Origin of the sequence: Halomonas sp. BN3-1 (assembly GCF_003056325.1) — a bacterium.
In the GTDB taxonomy this organism is placed as follows: domain Bacteria; phylum Pseudomonadota; class Gammaproteobacteria; order Pseudomonadales; family Halomonadaceae; genus Halomonas; species Halomonas litopenaei.
This window is the reverse complement of record NZ_PYVV01000003.1, coordinates 250819-263835: the sequence shown is the minus strand read 5'-3', so window position 1 is coordinate 263835 and position 13017 is coordinate 250819. Positions and strand designations below refer to the sequence as shown.

Sequence of the window (13017 nt, the reverse complement as noted above, 5' to 3'; positions counted from 1 at the left end):
TTCCCCGGACGTCGAATCATCGACGCCTTTCGTCAGGGGAAACCGCGCTTTCCTGGCTAGTCACTTGGCGAAGGGTTGTTGTTATGGCGTAGTTGTTATTGCGTACGTTGTTATGAAGTCGTTGATCTGGAAACTGATTCTGCAGATGGCCTGAAAACAGCCTCAGGCGTTGCCTGGTGTCATCGAAGCGGCACCACGGCCCGTCCGCGTGGACCGCCGCCGTCCTGGCGGCGGTCCGGGTCAGCCGACTAGCGGCGCTTACGAAAAGTAGCGCTTTCCAGCCGTAGTGCTTACAAACGCAGCCTTTAGAAGTCGACGCTATACCCTACCGTCAGGGTACGACCACGACCGGCGAAGTAACGGTCGTCGTTGACCAGCGCGCTCTGGGAGTAGTAGGTGATGTAGTCCTCGTCGAGCAGGTTGGACACGCCCACATTCAGCTTGCCGGTAGGCAGTTGGTAGCCCACCGCTGCGTCCACCAGCAGATAGCCGTCGAACTCGCGATCGTCCTCGTCATAGGTCTCATCGAACGAGTAGTTGGCCTGGAGGAAGGTGGACACCTTGTCGGTCCAGTTGGCGGACCAGCTACCGATCAGACGATCCGGCGAGACATCCAGGCCGGACAGTTCGGCATCGAGGTCGCCATCGTCGTCGCTGTCATACAGACCCGTCATGTGGGAATAGGCCAGGCGACCGGAGTGGCGCTCGGTAAAGGCGTAGTCCACCGAGGCCTCGATACCGGTGATCTGGGTCTCCTGGCGGTTCATGACGAAGACGTCGTCTTCTTCGGTCAGGCGGCTACCGAAGTCGGAGGTGGACTCGTAGTAGCTCAGCTCTGCCGACAGGCGATCTCCTTCGAAGCGCACGCCGGTCTCGACGTTCTCGGTGACAATGGGACGCAGATTGTCGATGCTGTCGACGGACTGTCCCGGGGTATCGATGCCGCGCAGGGCACGACCGACATCAGGGATCGAGAAGCCTTCGGAGTAGTTGGCGAACAGGCTGACGCGATCGACCGGCTTCCACACCGCGCCGACGTTGTAGAGCGTCTCGTCGAAGTCAGGATTGCCGCCCTCGACGTCGACGCCATTGTTGGCCCACACCGTCTGATAGTCATCGATATCCAGCTCGGCGTACTCATAACGCACCCCGGCGGACAGCAGCAACGAGTCGATGGGCTGCAGTTCGGCCTGGAAGAACGGCGACAGGTCGGTGTACTCGGTGGGCGGCACGTAGGTGCGGTTGCTCTGATACAGGTACTGCTCGGTCTCGTCGAACAGCGTATCGAAGCCACCGGTCAGCTTGAGCCGGTCATTCCACAGGTCGTCCTTGGTCAGCGAGACCTTGGTGCCGAACTTCTCGGTCTTGGCCGAGCTCTGGTCGTAGTAGGTGCCTACCGGCGCCAGCGAAGGATCCTGGAAGCTGCTGGAGTCGGTGGCGCCGAACAGCGCCTCGTAGTCCTGATAGTAGGCCTGGGCACTCAGGTGCATGCCGGCCAGGTCATAGTTCTCGTAGCTCAGACCAGTGGTCCAGACCTCGTTGAAGGGGGCGTCGCCCTCGGGGGTGCCACGCTCGGAGGTGGTCGGAATGCCGGCGTCGCGATCGCCGGTCACGCTGACGTAGTCGTTGTGACCTTCGATGTCGTAGTGGTTGAGGGTGAACTGGATGCGCTGGTCATCGTCGATCCAGTAGGCGATCTTTCCGAGCAGGTCATAGCTGCGCGAGTCCATCAGGTCGCCCTGGGTGTTGTCGACACCGACCGGGTCGTCCTTGGCGTCGAGGTACAGCCCCTGGTCCTCGTAGCTCAGACCAAACAGGTAGTCGACGTTGCCCTTGTTGCCGCTGAAGCCGTAGTCGGTCTTGTAGCTCAGGGTGTCCTCATCCAGCTCGCTGGTCGGGGTGGTCATCTGCACGCCGAAGTGCTGATTGAAGGAACCCGGCTCCGGACGCTTGGTGATGATGTTGATCACCCCGCCAGCGGCGCCGACGCCGTTGGTGGCGTTGGCGCCCTGGATCACCTCGATCTGCTCCACCTGGGAGAAATCGATGGTATGGGCCTCACGACCGGTCGGACGCAGCGGATTCGACTGGGGAATGCCGTCGATCAGAAACAGCGGTGTGCGGCCCCTCAGGGTCTCGCCGCTGCCGGTCATCTTCTGGCGGTTGGGCGAGTAGGACGGCAGCAGGTTGCTCAGAATCTGGGAGGAGTCGGTGGTCACGTCCAGCTGCTGGGCGATCTCCTCCTCGCTGATGATGCGCACGGTCTGCGGCGAATCTTCCGCGGTGGTATTGGTCCGCGAGGCGGTCACCACCATGGTCGGGGCCTCGTCGGCACGGGCGCCGTTCGAGGAAGAGGTATCGACGGAGGTCTGCGCCGCGACCTGCTGTGCGGCCACCAGGCCAAGCAGTGAAACGGTGGGCCAGAGAGCATGACGTTTCATGTCGTGCATCGTTCCTTTTGCTAAATCGAATGATCGCGCAAACGCTGACTCGAGGTCTGGCGAGTCCCTCACGCCAGGACGTTGCTCTCGGACGTCGTCCCTGCCCCGTGCTGCCGCTCCCGGCGAGCGCTGGCGATGCGATTCGCCACCTTCCCGAAGGGCCGCACCTTACCGAAGCCTCGATGCCGCATTGCGTCGTTTATTGCCATCTCACATACAAATGAGAACGATTATCCTAATTAATCGCTTTCCTGCTGTCTACGAAATGCGAACCATTCGTTCGGCATAAGCTAACAACACACTGTGCTAAAACGCCGCGCGCCATGCCGACAAACCGCGCCGATACGGGCTTGGCCGGATTGAAAATGAGAATTTTTTGTCATACCGTGCTGCTGCCACACACCCCAGGCGGGCCTTGCATGACCTCATCTCAGCCTTCTTTGCCGACCACACCCTCGTCCAGCGCGGCACCCCGACACCGGTCCGATGCATCGTCAGGCGTGTCGTCAGACGGATCGACCGCGGCGTCCGCGCTCGGCCACCCGTTGGCGGGACATTCTCTCAAGGTCGGCTACGAGGAACGGCTGGTACTGGACGGGGTGGATATCGCGGTGGCGCCAGGCAAGCTGACGGTGCTGCTCGGTCCCAACGGCAGCGGCAAGTCGACCCTGCTGAAGACCCTGGCACGCACCTTGAAGCCCCAGGGCGGCCAGGTGCTGCTCGACGGTCAGGATATTCACCGTCGCTCCACCCGCGAGGTCGCCCAGCATCTGGGACTGCTGCCCCAGGGGCCGACGGCACCGGAGGGGCTGAGCGTGCGCCAGCTGGTGGCAATGGGACGCTTTCCCCACCAGCGCCTGTGGCAACGCGATGCCCGTCGCGACGCTGAGGTGGTCAAGCAGGCGATGGCCTACACCCGGGTCACCGAGTTCGCCGAGCGCCACGTCGACACCCTGTCCGGTGGGCAGCGCCAGCGCTGCTGGATCGCCATGGTGCTGGCCCAGCAGACCGACCTGATCCTGCTCGATGAGCCCACCACCTTTCTTGACCTCAAGGTCCAGGTGGACCTGCTGGAGTTGCTCTCGGGACTGGCCCACGACCAGGGGCGCACCCTGCTTTTGGTGTTGCACGACCTCAACCTGGCCGCCGCCTACGCCGACGAGCTGGTGATGATGCGCGACGGTCGCATCCTCACCAGCGGCGCGCCGCGAGAGGTGTTCACCGCCGACAACCTGAAGCGCGTCTTCGACCTGGACGCCCACGTCATGGTCGACCCTGAAAGCGGCAAGCCGCTGTGCGTACCTTTGCTGGGGCGCCGTGAATCGCAGGCGCAGCAGCAGAGACCAACCGACGAGTCGCCGGCGCCGCACACTCAGGCAAGGCATCCTTCGACAACGTCAGGGCCGAGGCCATGAGCCACGTCTTCTGCACCGACCTGTCTCGCGAAGCAGGGGATCCGCTGCCCGGCAGCGGCGCCCACGCCGAGCGCAACCTCTTGATCAGCTGGCCCCGGGCCAGGTGGCAGCGCAACCTGCGCCACGCCAGCGACATGCCCCCTGGGCTGGCAGCACAACTCGACGCGCTGGCCGCCAGCGGCCGCCGGGTCAATCTGATCCATCGTCGTGATCAGCCTGCCGAGGTCCACGAGGTGATCCTGATGCCGGAGCGTCGGCGTCTCCAGCTCGAGCGCAGTGCGCTGCTGGCCTTCGTCGAGGCGCTGGCGGCGGGCGAGGATCTCGAGCGCTGGCCGTCCACACCACAGCACCACGACCTGGTGCTGTGCTGCACCCACGGCAAGAAGGACAAGTGCTGCGCGCGCTACGGCTATCGCAGCTACAAGGCGCTGGCCCGCGCCGTGGTGGAGCATCGCCTGCCCTTCGACGTCTGGGAGAGCAGCCACCTGGGCGGTTGCCGCTTCGCCGCGAGCATCATCCTGCTGTCACCGGTACGCAAGTACGGGCGCATCGAGCCCGGCCAGGCCGTGCCCATGCTGCAAGCCGAGGCGCAGGGACAACGCTTCCTGCCCGGCTATCGCGGAGCCTCCCACCTGACCCCGGCCCAGCAGTGCGCCGAGGTCGCCGCGCTCCAGTGGCTGGCCACGGACGCGGCCCTGCCCTGCGCTGAACTGGCGCTGGTCGAGGACAACGCCCTGGACCCGCAAGAGATGCCCGGCCACCTTGGCGGCAGCAGCAGCGGCAGCGACAGCGACAACGACGCTGACAACGGCCAGCAATACCGCCGTCAGGTCTGGCGTTGGCGCCAGCCCGGCGAGGGCGATGGCAAAGGCAAGGTCGGGGAAGCGAGCGGTGAGCTGGTCGTCCATTGCCATACCCTCACGCTTGAACGGATCGACATGTGCTCGGATATCGACCAGGGGTCCAGCCCCAGCCAGGTCTGGCGGGCCGCCAGCATTCAATCGATCGACGCCGGCTATCGGCAATATTCTTGATAACAATTCGCATTTAATTTATGGTGTGCACCGTTGGTCTTATGACCTCAAGCCTCCGGCCTGCAGGACACCCCATGACATCAGCGCTGCCTCGTCTGTATTGCGGTCCCCTGGAACACCTTGCCGTACCCACCGTCGCGGCCGAGCTACCCGACGACGCCATGCCTGCCGAGCGACTGCTCGAACCTGGCGTGCTGGACGAATTGCTCGAGCGCTTCGCCGCCCAGTACCAGGGCGATGACCTCAAGGCGGTGGCCTCGCTCTGGTCCAAGTGGCATTTCAGCGCCATGGCCGCCCATACCCTGGCCTCCAACCTGCTGCTGGAGCGCGACCTGCCGGTAGCGCTGGATCAGATGGGCCTGTATCTCAGCGACAGCGGCCAGACGATTGGCATCGCCCTGCCCCACGAAGGCACCCCGCTGGGGTCGCTCGACGCCTTCGAGCGCTTCGAACGCCTGCTGCAGGGGCATGTGGCACCGCTGGTCGACATGCTGGGCTGCGTCTCCGGGGCCTCTCCCAAGGTGTTCTGGAGCAACTTCGGCAACTACTTCGAGTACTTTGCCAAGGCTGCCGTGCACCACCCCATGGCCTCACCTGGGCTCGGCGACGAGGCGCTGCGCCTGATCGACCACCGGGTCTACCCGGATGGCCGGCGCAATCCCCTGTTCATGCCGGTGCGCTACCTGCCCGACGAACACGGCGAGACCCAGCGCACACGGCGGCTATGTTGCCTGCGCTATCGGTTAGAGGACTTCGGCTGCTGCGGCAACTGCCCGCTGGACGATGCCGCCGTTGCCAGGGCGAGCAACACGACCAGCAACAAGACCAGCAGCACGACCGGCAACAAGACCAGCAATAAGACCAGGCAGCCCAGGACCACAGCGATGCCCCAGAGCACGGGGGCAGTGGTGCAGACCTTCCCCTCCCGCGGCGACGCCCGCCGCCGGGTCGCAAGCTGAAGATGAGCGCTGCAAGCCACGCGCAGGTCTGCGAGCCGAGTGGTGATCAGCCTCGCTCGCGCCCGCTGGCCGGGGCCGCCGCGGGACTTGGTGATACCCGGGTCATCCGCGCGCGGGACTTTCTACGCTTTGGCCAGCGCCATGGCATCGACTACCGCTTCGACGGCGCCCGCTTCCCGGCGGTGGCCCACCACCTGGAAATTCTCAGAGGCCGCGTCATCGAGGAAGAGGTGCGCAGCGGCTGGCATCTGACCTTTTCCGATGTCGAGGTGCTCAAGCCCTACGACTCCTGCTCCACCATGGCCTCGCCGCTGTTTGTGTGCGTGGTGATGGAAGGCGCCATCGTGGTCGACACCGGAGGACGGCGGCAGCGGCTCACCGCCGGCAGCGCACTGAGTGCCCGGCTCGCCGATCAGGTTTCCCTGCGCGTGCATCAGGATGAGGGGCAGCGGTTGCGCACCCTGAACCTGTCGCTGGACCAGGCCGCGATCGCCTCGCTGAGCCAGCGCCCGGACATCACCGAACTGCTCGACGCCCCGCGTCCTCATCTGCACGTCTGGCCGCTGCCGGGCTATCTGGCGCCGATGCTCGAACAGGCGGTCATGCCGCAGCCTTCCCCCGGCCAGCGCCAGCTATTGATGGAGGCCATCGGCCTGCAACTGCTGGCCCACGGCCTGCGACATCCCGGCCCGCGCCAGCGCGGTGACCTGCCCCTGCCGGAGCGCCAGCGGCTGGAGCGGATCCGCCAGCGGCTGCACGACTTTCCCGCCGAGTCCTACTGCCTCGAGCAGCTGGCGGCGATGGCGTCCATGAGCGCCTCGGGCCTGCGCGCCAAGTTCCAGCGCCTGTTCGGCGTTTCGGTCTTCGACTACCTGCGAGAACGCAGACTGACCCTGGCCCACGAGCTGCTGGCCCAGGGCGCCAGCGTGCAGCAGGCCGCTTTCGAGAGCGGCTACAGCCACGCCTCCAACTTTTCCACCGCCTTTCGGCGGCGCTTCGGGGTCTCGCCACGCGACGTTGGCTAGACGCTTCCAGGACCTTCGCCCTGCGCCCAGCCCCCTGGGCAGCTCTCCCCCAGAGACCTCAACGGGACGCAGTACACCGCAACGGCACCCAGCCGTCGGGCGGTGCTTCGTCGATGAATGGATCCACTACATCAGCTAGCACTCGCTACGCCGATAGCACTTGCTACGCCGATAGCACTTGGCTACGGAGGTTTCATTATCGGCGCAGGTCCTGTCACCACGCATAAGGTTCTTGGCGCCGCGCATACACAGGCCCACTCGCAAAATGTAATAATTCGCATTACCGAAACATGACCGCTTTGTTCAGGTGCCTACCCCGCGGCGCCTTTCCCTGCTCCCAATGGTAAGCGACAACATGCGTATCACCTCGACCCTGCCCTTCGCGCTGACGCCTTTCGCCCTGAAACCTTTCGCCTTGAAGGCTGGCCCGGCGCTGCTGGCGGCCAGCGTGTCCTCCGCCGCACTGGCCCAGACCACACTCAGTGACAATGCCGTCAATGCTGGCACCTCCACCAATACCGAACTGGGCACCATGACGGTCACCGGCCAGGCCGCCACCAAGACCGATACGCCCTTCCTCGAGACGCCCCAGGCCACCTCGACGGTCAGCGCCGAGCAGATCGAGCGACGTGGTGCCCAGACGGTGCAGCGGGCGCTGGACTACACCCCCGGGGTCTATACCAACCAGCTCGGGTCGTCCAACCGCTACGACTATCTGGTACTGCGGGGCTTCTCCGACGGCAGCCTGAGCAATACCTTCCTCGACGGCCTCAAGCTGATGGGCGACACCAACAGCTTCAGCTCGCTGAAGGTCGACCCCTGGATGCTCGAAAGCATCGAGGTGGTAAAGGGACCGGCCTCGGTGCTCTATGGTCGCGCCTCCCCTGGCGGCCTGGTCGCGCTGACCAGCAAGCGCCCTGAGTTCAGCGACACCCCCACCGGCGAGGTGCAGGTCGGCTTCGGCAACAATGACCAGCAGCGCGCCGCCTTCGATGTCACCGGCAGTGTCGACGAAGGCCAGCGTGCCGCCTTCCGCCTGACCGGCATCGCCCGCTCCTCGGATACCCAGTTCGATCAAGCCGAAGAAGAAAGCTACGCCATCGCGCCGTCGCTGACCTGGGACATCACCGACGCCACCACCCTCAACCTCAACGCCTACGTGTCGCGTGAGCCCGAGGGCGGCTATCACGCCGGTCTGCCCTACGACGGCACGGTGACCAGCCATGCCGGCGGGCATATCGACAACACATTCTTCGAGGGCGAGGACGACTACGACAACTTCGAGCGCGACCAAACCCTGCTGGGCTATGAGCTGGAGCACCGTTTCGGCAACGGCATCACCGCTCGCCAGAAGCTCAAGTATCTGGAATCCGACGTCGAGATGGACCAGGTCTACGCCTACGGCTGGGCCAACGACACCGAGCTCAACCGCTACTACTCCGGCGCCGACGAGGATCTCGAGGCCTGGACCGTGGACAACCAGCTCGAAGCCAACTTTTCCACCGGCGGCTTCGAGCACCGGGTGCTGACCGGGTTCGATTACCAGACCCGCGAGAACGACGTGGTCTGGTCCGGGGGCACCTTCCCCAACATCGACGCCTTCAACCCGAGCTACGGTGCTGGCCCCATCGGCGATATCGTCGTGACCACCCGCGAGAAGCACGAACTCGACCAGACCGGTGTCTATCTGCAGGACCAGATCAGCTGGGATCGCTGGCACCTGACCCTGGGTGGCCGCTACGACTGGGTCGACATCGAGAACACCAACCTCGATAGCGGCGACAGCTCGGATCTTGACGAAACCCAGTTCAGCGGCCGCGCTGGCCTGCTCTACGCCTTCGACAATGGCGTCTCGCCCTACGCCAGCTACTCGACCGCCTTCACCCCGACCAGCTTCGTCGATGCCTCCGGCGATCTGCTCGAGCCGATGGAGGGCGAGCAGGTGGAAACCGGGCTCAAGTACCAGCCGTTGGGTACCCAGGACCAGTACTCCATCGCCCTGTTCCATATCACCCAGGAAAACGTGGCCACCAAGGAGCAGCCCACCGATCCGTATCGTGCCGTGGGCGAGATCGAATCCCAGGGAATCGAGCTCGAGGCGCGCACTCAGCTCACCGAGGCACTGAGCCTCCAGGCCGGCTACGCCTACACCGACATCACCTACGCCGAAAGCGATGACCCCAGCGAGGAAGGCAACGACGCCATCTACTCGCCCAAGCACATCGCCTCGGTGTGGGGCTACTACGACTTCCTCAAGGGACCGCTGGCCGGTCTCAACACCGGCCTCGGGGTGCGCTACCACGCCGATATCCAGGCCGACCGCGACAACACCAAGTCGGTCCCGGACTACACCCTGGTCGACGCCACCCTGGGCTATGACTTCAGCCAGGTCGGACTGACCAACGTCAGCGGCCGCCTCAACGTCAGCAACCTGCTGGACGAGGACTACGTGGCCTCCTGCAACTCGCTCGAATTCTGCTACTTCGGCGCCGAACGCAGCGTCAGCGCTACCCTGAGCTATCGTTTCTAGAAGACCAGCGCTCACCGGTAAATTACCAAAGCAGCCTCGTCACCGGCCCTCGCCCCCGAGGGCCGGTGCGTTCTGGTTTCAGGCGGAATAAAAAGCGACAACACCGATGGTGTCCGCAAAGCGACCTGCGTCAACTCTTCTGTGGTGTGGCGTCTGCCAATACCTTCACCGAGGCTGACCAGGCCCTGACCCGGCCATCGAGCAGTACGGAGTTGACGATGCACTATTAATTGGGGGTACACTAAAAAACATCAAGGAGAATCCCGCCGTGGCCGAGATCGAATACGACCTCAACAAGCGGGCAACCACCCTGGAAGAGAGAGGGTTGGATTTCGAGGATGCTCCGCTGCTGTTTGCGCGAGCACACATCAGCCGAGAAGATGCCAGGCAGGACTATGGCGAGACTCGCATCATTACCGTGGGCACATTGCACCATCGTATGGTGGTGATGGTGTGGACATGGCGGGACACCAAGCGCCGTATCATCTCCATGAGGTATGCCAATGAGCGTGAACAAAGGCGATTCCACCCCTACTTGGGTTGACCCGGACGATGCACCGGAATTGACCGAAGAGTGGCTGGAGGGCGCCCACCTTTATCGGGGCAACCAGTTGCTGAAGCGGGGCCGCGGCCGCCCTCCTCTGGAACGCCCCAAGGTCGCGGTCAAGGTTCGCTATGACCAGGATGTGATCGACACCTTCCGCGCCTCCGGAAAGGGCTGGCAGACACGAATGAACCTCGCCCTGCGTCGATTTCTTGCCGAACATGATGTCAGCGAGCTGGATCAGCGATAAAAAACTACCGTAGCTAACATCAGGGGCGTTCCGGTGGCGGGTGCCCGTTACCGATAGTCCCCCTACCCGTCGGGTCAGAAATAGCGGACAGAAACGGGCACCTAGCCCTATTTTCAGCAAATTGCTGGCGCGTTTACGCCAAGGTTTAATGCACCACCGGTGTTCACCTGGCAGCTCACACCCTGCCTCTCAGTTCCCAGAGTCATGGTTCCAACGCGCAAGCTGCCTCAGATGGTCATCGCGGGCACGCTCCGGCGACTCCGGCACCAGGCGCACCTCGGTGCCGGGCAGGCACTGGGCCAGACGGGCGCAGGCCAGCGGGGTCAGGGCGCCGAGGCGCGGGTAGCCGCCGATGGTCTGGCGGTCGTTCATCAGGATGATCGGCTGGCCGTCCGGCGGTACCTGTACCGCCCCCAGCGGAATGCCCTCCGACACCATGCCGCTCATGCTGCCCTCAAGCTGCGGCCCGGTCAGGCGAATCCCCATGCGATCGGCGCGCTGATCCAGCGTCCAGACGTCATTGAAGGCGCGATACAGGCTGGTGCCCGAGAAGCTCGCGATCTGGGCCCCGGGCACCAGTGACAGCGCCAGTGGCCCGTCGCTTGCCGTGACCAGAGCCCCCTGCTCTCGATCAGCGTCCCGCTGCCCATTGTCGGCGTCCCGCCGTGGCAGGCGACGATCGCCGCCCGAGGGCCGATCCTGCTTTGGCGACAGCACGTCGCCCTGGGCCAGCGACTTGCCGAAACCGTCGAGGCCACCGAGCCCTTCTCGCACGGTGCTCGTGACGCTGCCCATGATGGCGCTCGCCTCGATCCCGTCCGGCAGCGCCAGATAGGCGCGCAGACCACTTTTCGGCCGCTCGAACACTAGCCGCTGACCACGCTTGAGCGTTACCGGTTCCGCCAGAGCCAGGGGTTCGCCGTCCAGAGTCGCGCCCAGGTCGGCGCCAGCCAGCGCCACGCTCACGTCGGCCTCGGCCACCAGCGCAAGGCCGCCCACCATGATCTCGATGCCGGGGGCGTCCGGGGCGTTGCCCAGCAGCCAGTTGGCCCAGCCCAGAGCCACCCAGTCCATGGCACCGCCCTGGGTCACACCCAGATGGCGCACACCCTGACGGCCACCATCGACCACCAGCGCCAGGGGACCTGCGCGTTCCACCTTGAGACTCATGCGCCGCTCTCCTCGGCCGGGGGTTGGGGAGTGGTATCACCGCCCTGCGCCTCGAAGGTGGCGCGGTCGATGGCCACAAAGCGCACGCGATCGCCGGGCTTGAACAGGGTGTAACCCTCGCGCTCGCGATCGAACAGCCGGGTGGCGGTGCGTCCGATCAGGTTCCAGCCGCCAGGCGACGGCGCGGGATAGACGGCGGTCTGGCGATCGGCGATGCCGACGCTGCCCGCGGCTACCTTCTGGCGCGGTGTCTTGAGTCGAGGCGTGGCCAGGGCGTCCTCGACCAGCCCCATGAAGCCGTAGCCGGGGGCAAATCCTAGCGCGAACACGCTGTAGTCGTGGGCGCAGTGGCGTTCGATGACCTGATCGGCGGTGATGCCTGCGCGCTGAGCGATCAGCTCAAGCTCAGGGCCGACGCTTGCGTCATACCACACCGGGATCTCGTGCAGGCTGCCGTCCTCCGTCGCCCGGGGCGAAAGGCTCGTCAGGGCCTCACCGAGGCTCGCTCGGGCCTCGCCAAGCGACAGCCTGCGGATATCGAGCTGCACCAGTACCGTGGTGTAGGACGGCACCACCTCCAGGGCATCCTCGCCCAGCCGCTCGCGGATGGCGTCCACCGCCGCCAGCACCCAAGGCATATGCGACTCGTCGATGGCGTCGAACAGCCGCACGATCAGACTGTCGAAGGCCACTGTTTCCAGGCGTGGGCTCGGCGTCATGCCCCCTCCAGCTGGTCGAAGGCCTCACGGATGGCGCGCACCGCCGCCACTGAACTCTCGTTGTCGCCGTGCACGCACAGGGTATCGGCGGGAAGGACCAGTTTGGTGCCGTCGCGGGCGGTCAGCGCCTCGCCCCGGGCCAGGGTCACCGCCTGGCCGACGATGGTGTCCTCATCGTGATGCACCGCGTCTGGCTCACGCCGGGATACCAGCCGACCTTCGCCGTCATAGGCACGGTCGGCGAACACCTCGAACCACAGGCTGACGCCCTCCTCCTCGGCAAGCGCCCTCACACCGGCGGTGTCGGCGGTGGACATCACCAACAGCGGCAGGCTTTCGTCATAGGCCTTAACCGCGCGCATGGTGGCGCGCAGCAATTCCATGTTGGTGGCCATGTCGTTGTAGAGCGCGCCGTGGGGCTTGAAGTAGCCGACCCTGGTGCCCTCGGCACGACAGACGCCGTCGAGGGCACCGATCTGGTAGAGCAGCAGGTTCTCGGCTTCGCTCGGGGACACCGCCAGGCTGCGCCGACCAAAGCCCACCAGGTCGGGATAGCCGGGGTGGGCGCCGACCAGCACGTCATTGGCCACTGCGTAGCCTACGGTGCGTCGCATCACGTCAGGGTCGCCGGCATGGAAGCCGCAGGCGATGTTGGCGCAGTCGATATAGGGCATCACGTCGGCGTCACGGCCCATCTTCCAGGCACCAAAGCTCTCGCCAACGTCGCAGTTGAGTCGGGGTATCGGCATGGGGGCAGCCTCTGTTGTCGACGTCCTTTGGTGAACCTTCGCCAACGGACGTCAGGTGGTTAACGAACCTGTTATTGTCGTCTTCCGCTGTCTTCTGTCGCCATCGTGGCGTCCAGCGCGCGCTCCGAGCACTAGCCTTCGAGCCCTTTCGCGGATGCTTCGATCGCGTTGCCGGGGCGCC

General features: G+C 64.8%; 11 protein-coding genes. 7 read left to right on the top strand and 4 right to left on the bottom strand.

Annotation, left to right across the window (positions count from 1 at the left end):
• Positions 1-305: 305 nt before the first annotated feature.
• Positions 306-2441: a TonB-dependent receptor gene (locus C9F12_RS06220; RefSeq protein WP_108448311.1), complete on the bottom strand. Its 2136-nt coding sequence runs from the start codon at positions 2439-2441 to the stop codon at positions 306-308.
• A gap of 500 nt (positions 2442-2941) precedes the next feature.
• On the opposite strand from C9F12_RS06220, the gene C9F12_RS06215 reads away from it, so the two are divergent.
• The 7 genes from C9F12_RS06215 to C9F12_RS06185 all read left to right on the top strand — a co-directional run bounded on the left by C9F12_RS06215 (position 2942) and on the right by C9F12_RS06185 (position 10198).
• On the top strand, positions 2942-3856 hold the full coding sequence (locus C9F12_RS06215; protein WP_275886750.1) for an ABC transporter ATP-binding protein: 915 nt from the start codon (positions 2942-2944) through the stop codon (positions 3854-3856).
• Positions 3853-4890, top strand: a complete 1038-nt coding sequence (locus C9F12_RS06210) for a sucrase ferredoxin (RefSeq protein ID WP_108448309.1) — start codon at positions 3853-3855, stop codon at positions 4888-4890. Before C9F12_RS06215 ends, C9F12_RS06210 begins: the two co-directional genes overlap by 4 nt.
• A gap of 74 nt (positions 4891-4964) precedes the next feature.
• The gene (gene fhuF, locus C9F12_RS06205; RefSeq protein WP_108448308.1) at positions 4965-5849 is read left to right on the top strand and encodes a siderophore-iron reductase FhuF; all 885 of its coding nucleotides are present in this window, start codon (positions 4965-4967) and stop codon (positions 5847-5849) included.
• 2 nt (positions 5850-5851) lie between these two features.
• Positions 5852-6874: an AraC family transcriptional regulator gene (locus C9F12_RS06200; RefSeq protein ID WP_108448307.1), complete on the top strand. Its 1023-nt coding sequence runs from the start codon at positions 5852-5854 to the stop codon at positions 6872-6874.
• A 532-nt stretch (positions 6875-7406) separates the two neighbouring features.
• Positions 7407-9404, top strand: a complete 1998-nt coding sequence (locus C9F12_RS06195) for a TonB-dependent siderophore receptor (protein WP_108448381.1) — start codon at positions 7407-7409, stop codon at positions 9402-9404.
• A gap of 268 nt (positions 9405-9672) precedes the next feature.
• Positions 9673-9948 (top strand): BrnT family toxin, encoded by a 276-nt coding sequence (locus tag C9F12_RS06190; RefSeq protein WP_108448306.1) that lies wholly within the window; start codon positions 9673-9675, stop codon positions 9946-9948.
• On the top strand, positions 9908-10198 hold the full coding sequence (locus tag C9F12_RS06185; RefSeq protein WP_108448305.1) for a BrnA antitoxin family protein: 291 nt from the start codon (positions 9908-9910) through the stop codon (positions 10196-10198). The genes C9F12_RS06190 and C9F12_RS06185 overlap by 41 nt, the downstream gene beginning before the upstream one ends.
• Positions 10199-10387: 189 nt before the next feature.
• On the opposite strand, the gene C9F12_RS06180 is transcribed toward C9F12_RS06185, so the two are convergent.
• From C9F12_RS06180 to C9F12_RS06170, 3 genes are read right to left on the bottom strand one after another with little or no spacing between them, the layout of a single operon-like run.
• Entirely contained in the window at positions 10388-11368 is a 981-nt protein-coding gene (locus C9F12_RS06180; RefSeq protein ID WP_108448304.1) for a biotin-dependent carboxyltransferase family protein, read from the bottom strand.
• Positions 11365-12087: a 5-oxoprolinase subunit PxpB gene (gene pxpB, locus C9F12_RS06175; RefSeq protein ID WP_108448303.1), complete on the bottom strand. Its 723-nt coding sequence runs from the start codon at positions 12085-12087 to the stop codon at positions 11365-11367. The genes C9F12_RS06180 and pxpB overlap by 4 nt, the downstream gene beginning before the upstream one ends.
• Positions 12084-12836, bottom strand: a complete 753-nt coding sequence (locus C9F12_RS06170; protein ID WP_108448302.1) for a 5-oxoprolinase subunit PxpA — start codon at positions 12834-12836, stop codon at positions 12084-12086. The genes pxpB and C9F12_RS06170 overlap by 4 nt, the downstream gene beginning before the upstream one ends.
• Positions 12837-13017: the final 181 nt, after the last annotated feature.

Bases quoted from the DNA above. Each gene is read 5' to 3' on its own strand.
- C9F12_RS06220 (WP_108448311.1), bottom strand. From the start codon at position 2,441: ATGAAACGTCATGCTCTCTGGCCCACCGTTTCACTGCTTGGCCTGGTG.
- C9F12_RS06210 (WP_108448309.1), top strand. From the start codon at position 3,853: ATGAGCCACGTCTTCTGCACCGACCTGTCTCGCGAAGCAGGGGATCCG.
- fhuF (WP_108448308.1), top strand. From the start codon at position 4,965: ATGACATCAGCGCTGCCTCGTCTGTATTGCGGTCCCCTGGAACACCTT.
- C9F12_RS06200 (WP_108448307.1), top strand. From the start codon at position 5,852: ATGAGCGCTGCAAGCCACGCGCAGGTCTGCGAGCCGAGTGGTGATCAG.
- C9F12_RS06195 (WP_108448381.1), top strand. From the start codon at position 7,407: ATGACGGTCACCGGCCAGGCCGCCACCAAGACCGATACGCCCTTCCTC.
- C9F12_RS06185 (WP_108448305.1), top strand. From the start codon at position 9,908: ATGAGCGTGAACAAAGGCGATTCCACCCCTACTTGGGTTGACCCGGAC.
- C9F12_RS06180 (WP_108448304.1), bottom strand. From the start codon at position 11,368: ATGAGTCTCAAGGTGGAACGCGCAGGTCCCCTGGCGCTGGTGGTCGAT.
- pxpB (WP_108448303.1), bottom strand. From the start codon at position 12,087: ATGACGCCGAGCCCACGCCTGGAAACAGTGGCCTTCGACAGTCTGATC.
- C9F12_RS06170 (WP_108448302.1), bottom strand. From the start codon at position 12,836: ATGCCGATACCCCGACTCAACTGCGACGTTGGCGAGAGCTTTGGTGCC.